The 17622-nt window shown below is 62.1% G+C and carries 17 protein-coding genes; 9 read left to right on the forward strand and 8 right to left on the reverse strand.

Going from position 1 to position 17622, the window contains the following annotated elements; genetic code table 11:
* Position 1 precedes the first annotated feature (1 nt).
* Positions 2-697 (reverse strand): thiol:disulfide interchange protein TlpA, encoded by a 696-nt coding sequence (gene tlpA, locus RB548_RS14980; protein WP_331372066.1) that lies wholly within the window; start codon positions 695-697, stop codon positions 2-4.
* 25 nt (positions 698-722) lie between these two features.
* Here tlpA and argH point away from each other — a divergent pair, with 25 nt between their 5' ends.
* From argH to RB548_RS15000, 4 genes are all read left to right on the forward strand, one after another.
* A complete protein-coding gene (gene argH, locus RB548_RS14985; protein WP_331372067.1) occupies positions 723-2126 on the forward strand; it encodes an argininosuccinate lyase in 1404 nt (467 codons plus the stop codon).
* A 225-nt stretch (positions 2127-2351) separates the two neighbouring features.
* A complete protein-coding gene (gene lptM, locus RB548_RS14990; protein ID WP_331372068.1) occupies positions 2352-2543 on the forward strand; it encodes an LPS translocon maturation chaperone LptM in 192 nt (63 codons plus the stop codon).
* A 14-nt stretch (positions 2544-2557) separates the two neighbouring features.
* A complete protein-coding gene (lysA, locus tag RB548_RS14995) occupies positions 2558-3826 on the forward strand; it encodes a diaminopimelate decarboxylase (protein ID WP_331372069.1) in 1269 nt (422 codons plus the stop codon).
* A gap of 249 nt (positions 3827-4075) precedes the next feature.
* Positions 4076-6706: a TIGR02302 family protein gene (locus tag RB548_RS15000; RefSeq protein WP_331372070.1), complete on the forward strand. Its 2631-nt coding sequence runs from the start codon at positions 4076-4078 to the stop codon at positions 6704-6706.
* Positions 6707-6812: 106 nt separating this feature from the next.
* Here the strand turns inward: RB548_RS15000 and RB548_RS15005 are convergent, their stop codons facing one another.
* The 3 genes from RB548_RS15005 to RB548_RS15015 form a co-directional block, all read right to left on the reverse strand.
* Positions 6813-7172, reverse strand: a complete 360-nt coding sequence (locus RB548_RS15005; protein ID WP_136508849.1) for a response regulator — start codon at positions 7170-7172, stop codon at positions 6813-6815.
* Positions 7173-7501: 329 nt separating this feature from the next.
* A complete protein-coding gene (gene hpt, locus RB548_RS15010) occupies positions 7502-8047 on the reverse strand; it encodes a hypoxanthine phosphoribosyltransferase (RefSeq protein ID WP_331372071.1) in 546 nt (181 codons plus the stop codon).
* A gap of 68 nt (positions 8048-8115) precedes the next feature.
* Complete coding sequence (locus RB548_RS15015) at positions 8116-8748, reverse strand: hypothetical protein (protein WP_331372072.1); 633 nt, start codon at positions 8746-8748, stop codon at positions 8116-8118.
* 373 nt (positions 8749-9121) lie between these two features.
* On the opposite strand from RB548_RS15015, the gene ftsE reads away from it, so the two are divergent.
* From ftsE to RB548_RS15035, 4 genes are all read left to right on the forward strand, one after another.
* On the forward strand, positions 9122-9745 hold the full coding sequence (gene ftsE, locus RB548_RS15020; RefSeq protein ID WP_234887029.1) for a cell division ATP-binding protein FtsE: 624 nt from the start codon (positions 9122-9124) through the stop codon (positions 9743-9745).
* The gene (locus RB548_RS15025; RefSeq protein ID WP_331372073.1) at positions 9738-10742 is read left to right on the forward strand and encodes a cell division protein FtsX; all 1005 of its coding nucleotides are present in this window, start codon (positions 9738-9740) and stop codon (positions 10740-10742) included. The genes ftsE and RB548_RS15025 overlap by 8 nt, the downstream gene beginning before the upstream one ends.
* 193 nt (positions 10743-10935) lie before the next feature.
* On the forward strand, positions 10936-11637 hold the full coding sequence (locus RB548_RS15030) for a YdcF family protein (RefSeq protein WP_331374980.1): 702 nt from the start codon (positions 10936-10938) through the stop codon (positions 11635-11637).
* Between the two features lie 149 nt (positions 11638-11786).
* Positions 11787-12572 carry a lysophospholipid acyltransferase family protein gene (locus tag RB548_RS15035; protein ID WP_331372074.1) on the forward strand — a complete coding sequence of 262 codons (786 nt, stop codon included), beginning with the start codon at positions 11787-11789 and terminating at the stop codon, positions 12570-12572.
* Positions 12573-12696: 124 nt separating this feature from the next.
* Here the strand turns inward: RB548_RS15035 and RB548_RS15040 are convergent, their stop codons facing one another.
* Positions 12697-13269, reverse strand: a complete 573-nt coding sequence (locus tag RB548_RS15040) for a gamma-glutamylcyclotransferase (protein WP_331372075.1) — start codon at positions 13267-13269, stop codon at positions 12697-12699.
* Positions 13270-13520: 251 nt separating this feature from the next.
* Here RB548_RS15040 and RB548_RS15045 point away from each other — a divergent pair, with 251 nt between their 5' ends.
* On the forward strand, positions 13521-14534 hold the full coding sequence (locus tag RB548_RS15045; protein WP_331372076.1) for a DUF2125 domain-containing protein: 1014 nt from the start codon (positions 13521-13523) through the stop codon (positions 14532-14534).
* Positions 14535-14557: 23 nt separating this feature from the next.
* Here the strand turns inward: RB548_RS15045 and RB548_RS15050 are convergent, their stop codons facing one another.
* The 3 genes from RB548_RS15050 to RB548_RS15060 form a co-directional block, all read right to left on the reverse strand.
* Complete coding sequence (locus RB548_RS15050) at positions 14558-15481, reverse strand: prephenate/arogenate dehydrogenase family protein (RefSeq protein ID WP_331372077.1); 924 nt, start codon at positions 15479-15481, stop codon at positions 14558-14560.
* A complete protein-coding gene (hisC, locus tag RB548_RS15055; RefSeq protein WP_331372078.1) occupies positions 15481-16587 on the reverse strand; it encodes a histidinol-phosphate transaminase in 1107 nt (368 codons plus the stop codon). The genes RB548_RS15050 and hisC overlap by 1 nt, the downstream gene beginning before the upstream one ends.
* A 187-nt stretch (positions 16588-16774) precedes the next feature.
* Positions 16775-17539 (reverse strand): class I SAM-dependent methyltransferase, encoded by a 765-nt coding sequence (locus RB548_RS15060; RefSeq protein ID WP_331372079.1) that lies wholly within the window; start codon positions 17537-17539, stop codon positions 16775-16777.
* Between the last annotated feature and the right edge of the window lie 83 nt (positions 17540-17622).

A 17622-nucleotide genomic window follows, 5' to 3' on the forward strand; every position in this document is an offset into this window, starting at 1 on the left:
GTCAGCTGCCGGCCGTCGCGCCCAACGCTGCCTGGATGAGCCCCTTCGCATCTTCGCTGTCCCAGGCGGCGGGGCCGTTCATCGACCCGATCAGGCAGCCCTTCTCGTCGAGGAGCAGGGTCGCAGGAAGGCCGAAGGCGAGGCCCTCCTTCTTCAGCGTATTGAACACGCCCATCGACGCATCCCGGTAGTAGCCGAGCTCGTGAACCCCGACCTCATGGAGGAAGGCCCTCGGCTTATCGTCGTCGCCGGTGTCGATGTTGATCGCGACGACCTCGAAGCGATCGCTGCCGAGCGCTTTCTGCAGTCCGTTCAACGCCGGCATCTCCTCGCGACAGGGCACGCACCAGGTCGCCCAAAGGTTGACGAGGATGGTCTTGCTGGCAAAGGCGGCAAGGGTCAGCGGTTTTCCATCGGGGCCGTTAAAATCGAGGCCACTGATCGGGCGCGGGTCGGCCGCCGGGGTCATGGCGGCGACCTGGCCCTTCATGAACGGGGTCAGCGAGGCGACCTTTTCCTTGGTTTGTGGACAGCTCCCGCCTTCGGCCGTTTGCGTCGCCGCACGGTCAGCGGATCCTGTGGCATTGCCAGACCCGGTCTCCTTCACGTATACCGCAGCCGCGCCGACGATCACGCCGAAAAGGGCGGCGAGCGCGAACAACCGGACGGCCAGGGGGCTTTTCTTCTGGTCTGGCATTTCATTCTCCAAGGCGGGCATCCTCATGGCTGACGGCAGTTCCGAGACGAAATCCTCCAACCAGATGTGGGGCGGGCGCTTCGCCTCTGGCCCGGATGCGATCATGGAGGAGATAAACGCCTCGATCGGGTTCGACAAGAAGCTCTATGCCCAGGACATCCGCGGCTCAGTGGCGCATGCGACCATGCTGGCGCATCAAGGCATCATTTCAGCCGAGGACAAAGACAAGATCGTTCACGGGCTCGACACGATCCTGTCAGAGATCGAAAGCGGTGCATTCGAATTCTCGCGGCGCCTCGAAGACATTCACATGAATGTCGAAGCGCGGCTGGCAACCCTGATCGGGCCCGCTGCCGGCCGGCTGCACACGGCGCGCTCGCGCAACGACCAGGTCGCGCTCGACTTTCGCCTGTGGGTGAAGGAAGAGCTGCAGAAAACCGAAAGAGCCCTGACAGCGCTGATCTCCGCCTTCCTGGATCGCGCCGAAGAGCATGCCGATACCGTGATGCCCGGATTCACCCATCTGCAGACGGCGCAGCCGGTCACCTTCGGACATCATTGCATGGCCTATGTCGAAATGTTCGGCCGCGACCGCTCACGCGTCCGTCACGCGATCGAGCACATGGACGAAAGCCCGATCGGCGCTGCGGCTCTGGCAGGCACGGGCTTCCCGATCGACCGGCACATGACGGCAAAGGCGCTCGGCTTCCGCGAGCCGACCCGCAACTCGATCGACACGGTCTCCGACCGCGACTTCGCACTGGAGTTCCTTTCGATCGCCTCGATCGCGGCGACACACCTGTCGCGCCTCGCCGAAGAGATCGTCATCTGGTCGACGCCGCAATTCGGCTTCATCCGCCTGTCGGACGCGTTCTCGACCGGCTCGTCGATCATGCCGCAGAAGAAGAACCCTGACGCCGCCGAGCTCGTGCGTGCCAAGACGGGTCGCATCAACGGCTCGCTGATCGCACTGCTGACCGTGATGAAGGGCTTGCCGCTCGCCTATTCGAAGGACATGCAGGAGGACAAGGAGCAGGTCTTCGACGCCGCCGAGAGCCTCGAACTGGCAATCGCGGCAATGACCGGCATGGTGCGCGACATGACCGTGCGCGCCGATCGAATGAAGGCTGCGGCCGGCTCCGGCTATTCGACCGCGACCGACCTTGCCGACTGGCTGGTCAGGGAGGCGGGTCTGCCCTTCCGCGACGCCCACCATGTGACCGGCCGCGCGGTGGCGCTTGCCGAGCAGAAGGGCTGCGATCTCGCCGATCTGTCGCTCGCCGACCTGCAGTCGATCAACCCGGCGATCACCGGGAAGGTCTTCGACGTGCTCACCGTCGAGGCCTCGGTCGCACGCCGCACCAGCTTCGGCGGCACCGCGCCCGCCGAAGTGCGCAAGCAGATCGCCTGGTGGCGGGCCCGCAACTAATGCATGTCGCCCGAAGGTGTGCAGCGGTTTCGGGACAACGACATGCACGCAAGCAAAGACCTAAAGCGCGTCGCCTGGCTCCCATTGAATGCGACGCGCTTTAGGCAGCGCAGAAAGAGGGTGCACAAGGCCCTGAAAAATCGATAAGACATCGCACCAGAGCGGGACAGAAAGACCCGCCTGCTCCAACTCACTCGGCTTCTGTTCCGGCAAAGGAAATTGACGATGACATTGACGAAGGCAGCCCGGCTTGCGCTTGTGCTCGCTATCTCCGGGCTGGTTCTCATCGGTTGTGGGCGCAAGGGCGATCTCGACAGGCCGGGCGCCACGACGCTCAACACCAGAGCGCCGGCAGGAACCGTCGAAGAGAAGGCTACGGTAGAGGACCGGCCCTTCCTGCTTGATCCCCTCCTCTGAACCGAGCGAAACCCGTGAACCATTTCGAATACCGCGACGGAATTCTCTACGCCGAAGACGTCCCCGTAACGGACATCGCAAGAGCCGTCGGAACACCCTTCTATTGCTATTCCACCGCAACGCTGGAACGCCACTACCGGGTCTTCGCGCAGGCCTTTGCCGATGTTGACGCGATGGTCTGCTACGCCATGAAGGCCAATTCGAACCAGGCCGTGCTGAAGACGCTGGCCCGACTTGGCGCGGGGGTCGATGTGGTTTCCGAAGGCGAACTCCGTCGCGCGCTTGCTGCCGGCGTGCCGGCGAACCGGATCATGTTTTCCGGCGTCGGCAAGACCGCACGCGAGATGGATTTCGCGATCGAGGCGGGGATCTATTGCTTCAATGTCGAGTCGGAACCGGAGCTGGAGGTCCTGAACCAGCGGGCACTAAGAGCCGGCAAGCAGGCACATGTCTCCTTCCGCATCAATCCGGACGTTGATGCCCGCACGCATGCGAAGATTTCGACCGGCAAGAAGGAGAACAAATTCGGCATTTCCTGGGAGCGGGCGCGCAGCGTCTACGCCCATGCCGCCACCCTGCCCGGCATCCAGGTCACCGGCATCGACATGCATATCGGCAGCCAGATCACCGAGTTGCAGCCATTCGACGATGCCTTCAAGCTGCTGCGTGAACTCGTAGATACCCTCAGGTCCGATGGCCATGTGATCGACCACGTCGATATCGGCGGAGGTCTCGGCATTCCCTACAGGGAAGACAACAATCCGCCGCCATTGCCCGATGCCTATGCCGACATCGTCAAGAACCAGCTCAAGGGCCTCAATTGCCGGATCGTCACCGAACCCGGCCGGCTGATCGTCGGCAACGCCGGAATTCTCGTGACCGAAGTGGTCTACGTGAAGGATGGCGGTGACAAGACCTTCGTCATCGTCGATGGCGCGATGAATGACCTGATCCGCCCGACCCTCTACGAGGCCTATCACGAAATCCGCCCGGTGAAGATTTCGGCCGCCAACGCACCACGCATCAAGGCCGACGTGGTTGGCCCGGTTTGCGAAACCGGCGACTACCTGGCGCTCGATCGCGAGATGGCGATGCCGAAACCGGGCGATCTGTTCGCAATCGGCTCGGCCGGTGCTTACGGCGCGGTGCAGTCGGGTACCTACAACAGCCGCCTGCTCGTGCCGGAAGTGCTGGTCAAGGGCGACCGCTTCCACGTCGTGCGGCCGCGCCAGGACTATGACAGCCTGATCGGCCTCGATTCGGTGCCGGACTGGCTCGACTGAGCCGCTCAGGTTCGGTTTCTGGCGGAGACGCCGCAGAGCCGTGCGGCGATCACGATTTGTTGTCGCCCTCGTCTTCGCCACAAACGGTGTTATCCTGCGGTCCAAGGATCACTACGCGCCGTGCGTCTATTCAGGCAGGCAAGGACGCTGTAGCACTTTGAATTGCTGCATGTTTTATCCTTGATCGGCTAGGATCTAAGCATACATGCAGAAGGACGACCATGAGCGACCGAAAGGGAACTTGGGCGAATGACGCAATTCCGGCGGGATGACACGCCACAACCGAAGCTGTTTGCCAGGATGCTGGCAACCAAAAGGTTTTTCGCCCGCTTGGTCCTTTTGGCGGAGCAGGTTCTGCCTCGCGCGCTGATACCAGCGTCAATCGTTCTCCTGTTCCTCTCCGCCGGCTGGCTTGGCTTCTTCCGCGTCGCGCCGTTGTGGCTGCACGCCGCGATCCTTCTCGCCTTCTTGGCGGGACTGTTCTTCTCGCTCCTGCCGCTGACCCGGATCCGCTGGCCGGAAAACACCGATGCCGACCGGATGCTCGAAGAGCGCAACGACTTGCCGCATCAGGCCATCCGCGTCCAGGACGACACACCGGCGACAGAGGGAGCGTTCGGGGCAGCTCTGTGGCGGGAGCATCAGGCGCGCATGGCCCGATTGGTCCGCGGATTGGACACCGGCCTTCCGCGCCCCGATATCGCGCGCCATGACCCCTGGGCACTCAGGGCGGTCCCCGTGCTGCTTGCCTGCATCGCATTTGCCTATTCCTATTCGAACCGCGCGGGGCTGGTAACGGACGCCTTCCGGCTGCCCCAGCAACAGGTTGTCGCGGCGGACATCCGCATCGACGCCTGGGTGACGCCGCCGGCCTATACGGGCCGTGCGCCGATTTTCCTGACCGGCCGGCAGGACACGGCAACCGCTCAGGAGCAGGCCCCCGCTCAGGAAAAGACCCTCTTCACCGTGCCGCAGTTCAGCGATTTGACTGTCAGGATAACCGGCGCCGGGCCGGAGGCACGTGTGAGCTATGCCGAAGCCGGTGGAACGGGAGAGATCACCATTCCGGCTTCCGCCGACAAGGCGAAATCGGAGCCGAAGACAGAGCCGCAGGAAACCGCGCAGATGCCGCGAAACGGCGTCCGCAACCATCTCTACAAGATAACCAAGGACGGAACGCTTTCGGTCGGCGGGCAAAGCTGGAACTTCAAGATCACGCCGGACAGCGTCCCCGACATCGCGTTCGATGGCGTGCCGCGCCCGACCGCGAATGCGTCGCTCGAAATGAGCTTCCTTGCGCATGACGACTACGGCATCTCGCAGGCTTGGGCTGAGATCAAGCCGTTGGACGAGCCGCCTGCCGGCGCCCGGTCGCTCTACCCTCCGCCCGAGTACCGCCTCGACCTGCCGCGGCGCAACGCCCGCGAGGCCAAGGGGACCACGAGCCGGAACCTCAGCGAGCATCCGCTCGCCGGAAAGCGTGTGCGCATCACCCTGGTCGCCCGCGATGCCTCCGGCCAGGAAGGCCGAAGTGTGCCGCAGGACATGATCCTTCCGGCACGCCAGTTCTTCGAACCGCTCGCCGCCGCCATTGCCGAGCAAAGGCAGGTCTTCGCGCTCAACGTCAACGATCTTCCGCGCGCGATCGACCTCAGCGACGCGCTGACGCTCTATGCGGAGGAGACGATCCCCAACCTCACGCATTTCCTGCTGATCCAATCGGCACGCACGCGCATGGCGCTCGCACGTAACGACGACATGCTCCGGGACGCAGCCGATCATCTCTGGGAGATTGCACTCGGCATCGAGGACGGAGACCTGTCGCTTGCCGAACGGCGGCTGCGCGACGCTCAGCAGGCGCTTTCCGACGCACTGGACCGCAATGCGTCCGACGAGGAAATCGCCAAGTTGATGCAGGAATTGCGCCAGGCGATGCAGGAATACATGCAGGAACTTGCACGGCAGGCCGCGAAGAATCCGCGCATGGCCAGTCCCGACCAGAACAACGTACTGCGCCAGCAGGACCTGCAGAAGATGATGGACCAGATCGAAAACCTGGCCCGGTCCGGCTCGCGCGATCAGGCGCGCCAACTTCTGTCCGAACTGCAAAGAATGATGAACAACCTGCAGGCCGGACGCATGCAGCAGATGGGCGAGCAGAACAACGCCATGCGTCAGCAGATGGACAAGCTTGGCCAGTTGATGCAGCAGCAGCAACAATTGATGGATGAGACCTTCAAGCTTGACCAGGCGCTTCGCGACCGCATGCAACGTGGCGACCCGCTGCAAGGCGAGGATAACGAGCTTTTCGGTCAGGACATGCCGCAGGACCCGGGGCAGCGAAACGATCCCAACGGCCAGCCCAACCCGCTCGACGACATGACCGCCGAACAGTTGAAGGAAGCGTTGAAGCAACTGAGGCAGCAGCAGGAAGGGCTTGGCAAGCAACTCGGGGAACTGCAGAAGGGCCTCGAGCAGCTTGGCGTAAAGCCCGGCAAGGGCTTCGGCGAGGCGCAGCGCGAGATGAAGGGAGCGGCTGATGCGCTTGGCGAGGGCGAAGGCGAACAGGCTGTCGGCAGTCAGGGCCGGGCGCTGCAGGCGTTGCGCGAAGGCGCGCAGGACATGATGAACCAGATGCAGGCCCAGGGGCAGCAGGGTCCCGGACAGGGCATTCCGCAATACGGCCAGAATGGACGTGACCCGCTTGGCCGTCGTCAGCAGAACATCGGCCCCGACTTCGGCGACCAGGTCAAGGTTCCGGACGAAATCGATACGCAACGCGCCCGCGAAATCCTTGATGCGATCCGCCGCAAGCTCGGCGACAGCCTGTCTCCGGAAGCCGAGCAGCAATATCTCGAGCGCCTGCTCGATATGCGTTGACCACAGCGTAATTCCTTACGGCGACGGGTGTGCGTGCAGAAGGACGCATGGCGCTGGAGCTGGCCGTCGCCGGCAAATCGGCGAAGGCCAGAAACCGGAACGGTTGTCAGGCGACGAGCGCCAGGGCGACCGCCTTGCGGATGTCGGGCAGCGAAAACGGCTTGGAAATCACATCGACGACCTTTCCCGAGAGATCGTCCGCGCGTTCGCGCTGTTCCGCATAGCCGGTCATCAGCAGGATCTTGAGCGCGGGAAACGCGGCAGATGCCTGATGCGCCAATTCGATGCCGTCCATCACCGGCATGCGGATGTCGGATAAAAGCAGATCAAAGGCCTGGCTTTGCAGGCAGGCGAGGCCATCGGCACCGTCTCCCGCCTCGACCGTTTCATGCCCATCGAGTCGCAATGCGCGCGCCACAAATGAGCGCAAGGCATCCTCATCCTCGGTAATCAGGATTCTCGCCATCATGGCCTCCCGTATTCGCTCCCATAGAGCGCCATGCGTCCCCTGGCTTTGCAAAGGACGCTCGTCACGTTGAACTCGAGCATCATGCCTTGTGAAAATCGCTGCCGATTTCGAGCATATGCCGACGCCACGTTTCGGCATGGCCGAAGCCGTGACGCCACTCCAAACAACCAGCTTTTCGTTTGCTTTCGGTAAACGCTGTAACGTCGATTTTCAAAAAAGGCCGCGCATGTCTCCTCGGATCGGTCCGATCCGGGGAAAAAATCATGGAGGATTCAAATGACGGCAGCGGCCTTTGTGCGTCTTGTGAGACGCGCGGCGCTGTAGCATCACTCGGCGTCGCCGGTGACGACGCCGACGAAAGGCAGTTCGCGGAAGGCATAGGCGACATCCATGCCGTAACCGACGACGAAATGGTCCGGGCACTCGAAACCAACATAATCGGCCTCCAGATCGACTCGCCGCTTCATCCGCTTGTCCAACAGAACGGCGATCGTGACATTGCGCGCGCCGCGCTCCAGAAGCAGATCCTTCGCGAAACGCAAGGTGCGGCCGGACTCGAGAATGTCGTCGATCAGCAACACATCGCGACCGTGCACGTCGCTGTCGATATCCTTAGTGATCTTCACGCCCTTGGATTCGGTTCCCGTGCCGTAGCTCGACAGCGTGATGAATTCGACCTCCGGCGCAAGACCGGCGTCATGCATGGCACGGATCAGATCGGCCGCGAAGATGAACGAGCCCTTCAATATTGAAATAACCAGCAGATCCTTGTGCGGGCCGCGAACGATCGCTTCGGCCAGTTCGTGATTGCGGGCGGCGATCGTCCCGGCGCTGTAAAGGACTTCGATGTTCTTGCCGCGGACGACGGGCATGCGGGGCTCTCCAGCACTTCATTGCGGAAGACAAGGACCGCCTTCCTTTCAAGCGCCGCTTAGCACGATCAGAGGCGAGAAACACTGTTTTCGGCGAAAGAAACCGTCACGTCCGGCATTTTTCCGCCCGTATAGGGAAGGCGGGCAGCGAAATGGCGGCTCTCGCCGGGCGCAATCGACGCGCCGTCGGGCATCAGACGCGTTGCCGTGACCTTGCGTCCGTTGCTCCTGACGTCGACCACGACAGGCGGGAGACGCTGTTCGGCGCCGGAGCGGTTGTCGATGCTTCCGTAGACCGAAAGCACACGCATGCCGCCGGCATAGTCGAAGGAGGTCGTGACGCCTCCGATCGACAGAGGTTGGGTATCGATCTGTCCTTCGCTGAAAAGGCCTGCGATCAGAAGGAACGCCCCAAGGCCCAGACCACTGACCAGTCCGGCGAAATGGCGGGTTGGCATGGCGCGCAACCTGGCCTCGACAATCGTCAGAACCTGCCGAGCGGGCTTTCCGCGCCCGCGGCGAGCGGCTTGCCGGTTGTCGTTGAAAACCGGATAAGGGCTTGGCCGCGCCGTGATGCCGATCGTCTCGAATTCAGCATCGACATAGTCGAGGTTTCTGGCCGTGGCGCCGCCTGGACGCGCCTCCCGTTCCGGAGGAATGAGATCGACGTGTGCGGTGGTTCTTGAACGAAATGCCTGCATGGGTTCCCCCTCGGGACCACTCCGTCGCTCCTCGCGGAGCACTGTGCGCACGGATCGGCAGCTCGACCGACGGTAGCCTTGAGCGGAGCTTGCGGGCAATGCCTGTAACCGGCCTGTGCAAGAAACAGGGCATTGCATCAAATCCTGACGACACGTAAACCGAAATGGTTAATGTTTCGGAAAGAAGCCGTGAAAGCGACGCCTTTTCATGGAAAGTTAACCGACGCTTAACCGCCGTGCCGCAAACGGTTTTGCCTTGGCGGACTTGCTGTCCTGTACGGGGCGATCGACTTGGCGGCGGATGTCAAAGGTCGTGACGAGAGACTGGGCTGTCCCATTGATTCACTTTGAGAACGTCGGATTGCGCTATGGCATGGGACCGGAAATCCTCCGGGACCTGACATTCGACATTCCACGCCGGTCGTTTCAGTTTCTCACCGGACCTTCGGGCGCCGGCAAGACGACCTTGTTGCGGCTGCTTTTTCTGTCGCTGCAGCCGACGCGCGGCTTGATCCGCATGTTCGATCGCAACATCTCGTCCATCCCGAGAGACGAATTCCCGATGCTGCGCCGACGCGTCGGCATCGTCTTTCAGGACTTCCGCCTCCTTGACCACCTGACGACCTACGAGAACGTTGCCCTGCCTCTCAGAGTGCGCGGCAAGGAGGAGGCAAGCTACCGCGCAGATGTGCTCGAACTTCTCAAATGGGTGGGCCTCGGCGAGCGTATCAACGTGCTGCCGCCGGTGCTTTCGGGTGGCGAAAAACAACGTGCGGCTATCGCCCGGGCCCTGATCGACCGGCCGGAGATCCTGCTCGCCGACGAGCCGACAGGCAACGTCGACCCGCCGATGGCGCGCCGGCTGCTGAACCTCTTCCTCGAGCTCAATCGGCTTGGAACGGCGGTGGTGATCGCCACCCACGACCTGTCTTTGATGGACCAGGTCGAGGCCCGGCGCATGATCCTGTCACAGGGACGGCTCGACATCTATGAATGAGAACAGCGTCCCCCGCCGCGAACCCGAACAGCAGCAGCGCCGCGCCGAGATGCGCGTGCGCCCGACAGGTCCGATCGTGCCTTCGGCCAATGTTTCCGGTCATGCGCTGATGTGCGTCGTCGCGATCATGTCCTTCCTCGCCTGCCTGACGCTCGGTGGCGTCAGCATGGTGCGGGCGACCGCGCAAAGCTGGCAGTCCCAGATCTCGCGGGAAATCACCATCCAGATCAAGCCCGACGACAATCTCGACATGGATAAGGCGCTCGCCGATGCGCGCGACCTGGCTCTGACCTTCAGCGGCACGACCGGCGGAAAGATCATCGACCGAGCCGCCACGGCCCGGCTGCTCGAGCCGTGGCTCGGCGAGGGTCTCGACCTCGACGAACTGCCTGTGCCGCGGCTGATCGTTATTACGATCGACGAGAACAATCCGCCCGATTTCGCCGCCATGCGCAAGGCGCTGACGGAAACCATCCCGCAGGCCTTCCTCGACGATCATCGCACCTGGGTCGACCGTCTGGTGGCGATGGCCAATACCACTGCGATGATCGGGAGCGGCGTGCTCGCGCTGGTTTTCTCGGCCATGGTCCTCACAGTCGTCTTCGCAACCCGAGGCGCATTGTCCGGCAACCGCCACATCGTCGAGGTGCTGCATTTCGTCGGTGCGGAGGCGGGTTTCGTGGCCTCCGAATTCCAGAAGCACTTCCTGCGAATCAGCCTGAAAGGGGCCGGCGCCGGCGGTCTGCTGGCCGCACTTTCCTTCGCCATGGCCAGTTTCTGGCAATCGCAAACGCTTGCCACCCCCGAATCGGACCAGGCGACCGCACTGTTCGGCCGATTTGCCATCGGCTACACCGGTTATCTCGGCATTTTCGCGATCATAATCGTCATCGCCCTGCTGACGACTCTGACGGCGCGCCTTACAGTCATGCGGACGATCTACGAAATAGATCTCATCCGGTCGGACCCTGGCCGGACGGACACCTATCAAAGCTGACAGCCATGCACCGCCTTCACTCCATCTATTCCCTGCCGCAATCTGCGGCTACTGCATGATTCCTTAGATCGGAATCGATTTAAGGAATCATGCAGCAATTCAAAGTACCACAGCGACCTTTGCGCGTCCGACTGGACGCGTGGCGCTGTAAGTGAAGAGAATCGTGATGGTGCGAGAATTGGGCGAGAGCGGAATGGCCGAGAGGGGCAGATGGCGGGAGCGGGCCGCGCGCCGCCGCCGGTCCCGCAGCCTGTTGCGCAAGCTGCTGCGCCGGACATTTTTCGTACTGCTCGTCTTCCTTGCCGTTTTCATCGCCGGCTTCCTGCAATTTGCAGACACCGTTGCGTCACTGCGGCCGCCCGCTCACCCGAAAGCAGACGCAATCGTCGTCCTGACCGGCGGTTTCCAGCGGATCGATCAGGCAGTGGATCTTCTGAAATCAGGGGCAGGCAAGCGGCTGCTGATCTCAGGCGTCCATCCGACGACAACAGGAACCCAGATACGCCGCAACACGCAGAGTTCGGCCGACCTTTTCAAATGCTGCGTCGACATCGGGCACGAAGCGATCGACACGATCGGCAACGCCACCGAGGCCGCCCAGTGGATCCGCAATCTCGGCTACAAGAGCGTGCTCGTGGTCACCAACAATTATCATATGCCGCGCAGCCTTCTGGAATTGCGCCGCGCCAAGCCTGACACGGAATTCATCGCCTATCCGGTCGTCAATTCCGATCTGAAGACGACCAACTGGCTGCGCAATCCGCTGGTCCTGAAAGCCATTCTGCTCGAATACGGCAAATATTCCGTAGCCTCCCTGCTCGACACGATGGGAGCACGTCCGACGAACGGCCTTAGGGCGGCCATTTCTTCTCGGGTGACCCCGGCCGAAGAATAGCAAGAAAGCCGGGGCCGAGGGTCACGGCGACTTTTGCGCTGGTAAAAGCGTGCCGAGCCGTCGCGGCGGTTTTCCTCGACGATATATTCGTGTAGGCAGCGGAATGGCCGGCCCCGGCCGCCGCCCTGCACCGCATCGAGAGCCACCTGATGATCATCCTGCGTTCGATCCTTTTCAATCTGGTCTTCTATGCCAATCTGATCGCGCAGATGATCGTGCTGACGCCGATCTACTTCATTCTTCCCCGCAAGAAAGCCTGGTTCGTGCCGAAGAATTGGGTGCGCAGCAATCACTGGCTTCAGGAGAAGATCGTCGGCACGACGTTCGAAATCGAAGGCTTGGAGAACATTCCGGAGGGACCCTATATTTTTGCGCCCAAGCACCAGTCCTTCTGGGATGCCTATGCGCTCCTGCCATGGCTCGACGATCCGTTCTACATCCTCAAGCGCGAGCTTACCTGGATACCGCTGTTCGGCTGGTACATCATCAAGCAGCGCATGGTGCCGGTAAACCGCGCGGCACGCGGCAAAGCGATGACCGACGTTATGGAGCGCACCAAGAACGAGATGGCGACTGGGCGGCAGTTAATCATCTATCCGGAAGGCACGCGTCGTCCTCCGGGGGCACCGCCCGAATACAAATATGGAATCGCTCGCCTCTACCGTGATCTCAAAGTCCCGGTCGTGCCCGTTGCCATGCATCCCGGCCTTTTCTGGCCGCGACGCAAATTCCTGCGCTTCCCCGGTCATTTCAAGGTGCGCGTCCTGCCGCCGGTCGAGGCGGGTATGGATCCGGATGCGTTCCTCAAGAAGCTGATCGAGGTGACCGAGGCCGCAAGCGATGAACTGCTTGTCGAAACCGTGAAGGCCAATCCGCAGCTACCGTTGCCGCCGACCGCAAAGCGGCGGTTGCGTGAACTCGGGCAGGCCTCCTGAGCCGCAGCCGCGCCACAGCAAGGCCAGGAAAAGTGTGTAACGGTTTTCCGTCTGGAATTGCTCGATCTAACTGCATGTTTCCTTGACTCGGCGTCGATCGACGAACGTGCAGCAATTCAAGGTGCTACAGCAATCTTCGCGTCTCCGGAAAGACGCGTGGCGCAGTCGTTGCGGTCAATCTTGCAACGACCTCTTCCAGCCACTGGTCACGGATACCCATCTCCTGGAGATGCGCGAGCGTATTGAGGACGTATTCGCTGTTCGGCCCGGACTTGCCGGAGGCGGTCGCGACCGTTTCCGCCGCGTCCGCCGCGCTGAGTGCCCCGGCATATTGGGCGTGGCCGCGGTCGACCACGTAGGCAAGTGCCGGCACGCGGCGTCCGTCGGCAAGCTGGACCGGCATCGTCCTCTCCCTGTAGACATGCGTCACAAGTTCGCGCTCGCGCAGATAGCCGATCACATCGGCTTTTTCGCTTTCCGGCACGCGAAATGCGGTGCCGATGCAGGAGCCGCCATAGTCGAGGCCGAGCACAAGACCGGGCTTCTGCTCCGTGCCGCGATGCACCCAGGAACGCACGCAGAGGGAGCGGCGGTAGCCGAAGGCACGCGCCGTCGACTTCTCCTCAAAACGGAAACCCGGGTTCCACATCAACGAGCCGTAGCCAAAGACCCAAAATTCGTCCATATCCACTGCCATTCAATCCATGCCACCTGCCACGTGTCGCATCATTCGCCAGCACTTTCGTAATTGATCAAGCCGAAACTTCGTAGGCACACGGAAAAGGGGGCCGGCAACCGTATACAGGAATGGAAAATAGTTTGCAGGATCGGCAACCGCCACCCGGAACGGAATGAGAAGCGCCAAGTCGTTTTTCCATCCCTTCCGCCTTCGCTCGCAATGGTCCGAAGCGGTTCCCACCACAGCAGCAATTGGAGTACGCGATTAGAATGACCGTCACCGACGTCGCCAACGGATCACCAGCCGGCAAGAAATTTCTCTGGCTGACGGTGGGTATCGTGCTAGCGGCCGGCATTTATTCTGCCGGCTGGATCTTTGCTGCGGACCAGATCGAAAAGCGGCTGACAACCTACCTTTCGGAAAAGCGGCAAGACGGTCTGGGCGGTGAGTGCACGGACATGGAGGTGCGCGGCTTTCCGTTCCGCATCGGCCTTTTCTGCGACAAGCTGCGGCTCGACGACAACCGTCGCGGCGCTTCCGCATCCTTCGGCGCGTTGAGAACGGCCGCCCAGGTTTATCAGCCGGGGCATGCCGTCGTCGAACTCGACGGTCCCGCCGAGGTCCGTGTCTCGCCGGGACTTTCGGTCTCGGCCGACTGGACGCTGCTGCACGCGAGCCTCAAGGCGACGATGTCGGGCCTCGACCGGACGTCGATCGCCTATGACAATCTCACGGGAACGGCGCGTTGGCCGCTGACGGGCGACAGCGTGGGTTTCGGCGCAAGCCACGGCGAGATCCACCTGCGCCAGAACGGCGAAGACCTTGACGCCGCCCTGAGCGTGGAGAAGCTCGATCTGCGGCCGGAGCAAGGGCCGAGTCTCGCCGCCCCCGTCGATGTCGCAGCGGACGTCACCGTCGTCGGCAAGGCCGGGTGGATGCAGGCAAGTGCTCTTTCAGAGCATATGCTTCGCGGCAGCAGCGGCGAACTGCGTCACTTGACCGTTGATGCGGGCGAGGGAATGAGTGCGAAACTCTCGGGCCCCTTTTCGGTCAATGATCAGGGCCTGATTTCCGGCGAATTCTCCCTGACCATGATGAATATCGATGCCTGGCGGGAAAGCCTCGTAAAGGTGGTTCCGGAAGAAACGGACCTGATCAACAATATCGCCAACATGCTGAAGGCGCTTGCCGGTGGCAAGAATGAGGCAACGGTGAAACTCAACGTCCGCGACGGTACGGCTTTCCTGGCCTTCATTCCGGTCGGCGTATTGCCGCCACTCTGAAGAGCCCCGAAGCGCAGTACCGATTATTTGGGATCCATTGCATGCCGGCCGAAGTCCGGCATGGCCGTATCCTGGCCAGCCTGGATGATCGAGCGGCGGATTGCTCGCGTGCGGGTGAATAGGTCGAACAGCTTGTCGCCGTCGCCCCAGCGGATCGCCCGTTGAAGGTAGGCAAGGTCCTCGGAAAAGCGAGCGAGCATTTCGAGGATCGCATCCTTGTTGTGCAGGCAGACGTCGCGCCACATGGTCGGGTCCGAGGCGGCGAGGCGCGTAAAGTCGCGGAAGCCTGATGCCGAATACTTGATGACTTCGGACTCGGTGACCGTTTCCAGGTCATCTGCCGTGCCGACGATGTTGTACGCGATGATGTGCGGAACGTGCGAGACGATCGCCAGCACCTTGTCGTGATGCTCCGGATCCATCTCATCGACCATCGAGCCCAGCGTCTCCCAGAAAAGCCGAAGCTTCGCGACGGCCTCTTCGTCGGCGCCGGTGGGCGGCGTCAGGATGCACCAGCGCCCGCGGAACAGTCCGACAAACCCGGCGTCGGGGCCGGAATGCTCGGTGCCCGCGATCGGGTGACCGGGGATGAAATGAACCGTGTCAGGCAGATGCGGCGCCATCTGCGCGATGACGGAGCCCTTCGTCGAACCGACATCGGTGACGATCGCACCCGGCTTCAGATGCGCGGCGATTTCCGCGGCGACGGCACCAGAAGCGCCGACCGGCACCGAAACGATGACGAGATCGGCATCCTTGACCGCCTCGGCTGCCGAAAGCGTGTAGCGGTCGCCGAGGCCGAGCTCGCCAGCCCGATTCAGCGTCGCGGCACTCCGCGTCGAAACGACGAGCGTGCCCGCAAGCTGCTTCTCGCGGATTTCCCGGGCGATCGACGATCCGATGAGGCCAATACCGACAAGGGCGATCTTTTCGAACTGTTGAGCCATTATTCTTGTCCCATGAATTCAGTCAGTGCGGCGATGACGCCTTCGTTCGCTTCCGCGGAACCGATGGTCATGCGCAGAGCATTGGGAAAACCGTAAGCACGCACAGCGCGCAGGATAAAGCCGCGAGCCGTCAGGAACGCGTCCGCCTCTTCGGCCGACTTCCCACCGGTCTCCGGAAAATGGATCAGCACGAAGTTGGTGACGGAAGGCGTCACCCGCAAGCCGATTTCCTGCAAGGCCGCGGTGACTTTCGCGAGCCAGGTAAGATTGTGATCGACCGCCGCGGCAACAAAGGCCTGGTCGCGGATCGCTGCCGCGCCGGCAGCGATCGCCGGCGCATTGAGATTGAACGGGCCACGCACGCGATCCACGGCGTCCACGACCTCGCGCGGGGCAAACATCCAGCCGATGCGAAGGCCGGCGAGCCCGTAGATCTTCGAAAACGTCCGCGTCATCACGACGTTGCGATTGGCCGATACCAATTCCAAGCCCGCCTCATAGTCGTTGCGCCGGACATATTCCGCATAGGCGCCATCGAGTACCAGCAACACGCCGGGGGGAAGGCTCGCGTGCAGCCGGCGGACCTCGTCCACGGGGATATAAGTGCCTGTAGGGTTGGCCGGGTTGGCGATGAAGACGATCTTCGTCCGCTCGGTCACCGCTGCGAGGATCGCGTCGACATCGACACGTGCATCCTTTTCCTTGACCGTAACCGCCGTGGCGCCCGCCGCCATGATCTGGATCTTGTAGACGAGGAAGCCGTGCTCGGTAATGATTCCCTCGTCGCCCGGGCCGAGATAGGTGTGGCACAGCAGCCCGAGCAGCTCGTCGGAACCGTTGCCGCAAACGATATTGGCCGGGTTGAGGCCGTGAACCGCAGCGATCGCATCCTTCAGCGCGTGCGCCTGACCGTCCGGATAACGTTCGAGATTGAAAGCCGCCTTCTGGAACGCCTCGATCGCGCGCGGGCTGGCGCCGAGCGGCGTCTCGTTCGACGAGAGCTTGTGGACCTTGGCAACACCCGGCACATGTTCCTTGCCCGGCACATAGGCTGCAATGTCCAGAATACCGGGACGCGGCTGCGGGCTCTTTGAAACAAGATTCATCGGATCGTCTTTCACGGGAGGAAATGTGGCAAAGCCAATAGCCGGACCAACGAAATTTGTCGAGTGCAGCAAGCCCGCGCGACTACAGCACCCTGCAGCGCCGCGCGTCTTTGAGACGCGCGAAGGTCGCTGTGGCACTTTGAATCGCTGCACGATTTTGTCCTCAGATCGATTCCGATTTGAGGAATCATGTTGTGGCGGTCGGGCGCTTGCGCGTGCTCGGCACGCCATGCGGTGCCAGCACCGGAACGAAGACGCGACGCGACGCCCGAACAGCCACCGGAAGCCCCTGGTAGAGCCGCTTTTGCGCCTCGACGATGATCACGCCGGAAAATACCGGCCATAGCGACCGACCGAACCGCTCCAGGCTGCGCCGCAGACGAAGGACGATCTTGCGCTTCGACGGCGGAAAGAACAGTGCCTCGGAGGTTGCGCCGGGCGTGAAATTCGTCTCGCGCAGGAGCGCCGTCAACTGACCCCGGGAATAGGGCCGTCCCGAGCCGAAAGGGGTGTGTTCCATCCGCGCCCAGACACCGCGGCGGTTCGGCACGACGATGACCAGCCGGCCGCCGGGTGCGAGGACCCGCCAGATTTCCTTCATCGTTTCGCGCGGGCTTTCGGCGAACTCCAATGAATGTACCATCAGCACGCGGTCGATCGAAGCGTCGGGCAGCGGCAATTCCTCGTCGAAGACCAGCGCCGTCGAAGACAACTCCGCGACTGGCCAGTTCACCGCACCCTGCCCGGCCGGCATGAAGGCGAAGGTCCGCTCGGTATCGGCGCGGAACCGCTCGAGATAGGGAACCGCGTAGCCGAGGCCGACCAGCCGCTCCTCAGGCAGACGCGCCCAGACCGAGGAGAGCGCCATGCTGACGGAATGTTCCGCCATCCGGCCCAGCTCGGAATGATAAAATTGGCGAAGATCGACGATATCAGTGTGCATGGCCAACATGTTAGCTTTGGAGCGGTAGACTTCAAGGCGAGCGTCGCTACATTCGGCTGGAGCGGGGCGGACGTGGTATCGCCCGCATCCCG

The organism is Sinorhizobium chiapasense (assembly GCF_036488675.1).
GTDB lineage: Bacteria > Pseudomonadota > Alphaproteobacteria > Rhizobiales > Rhizobiaceae > Sinorhizobium > Sinorhizobium chiapasense.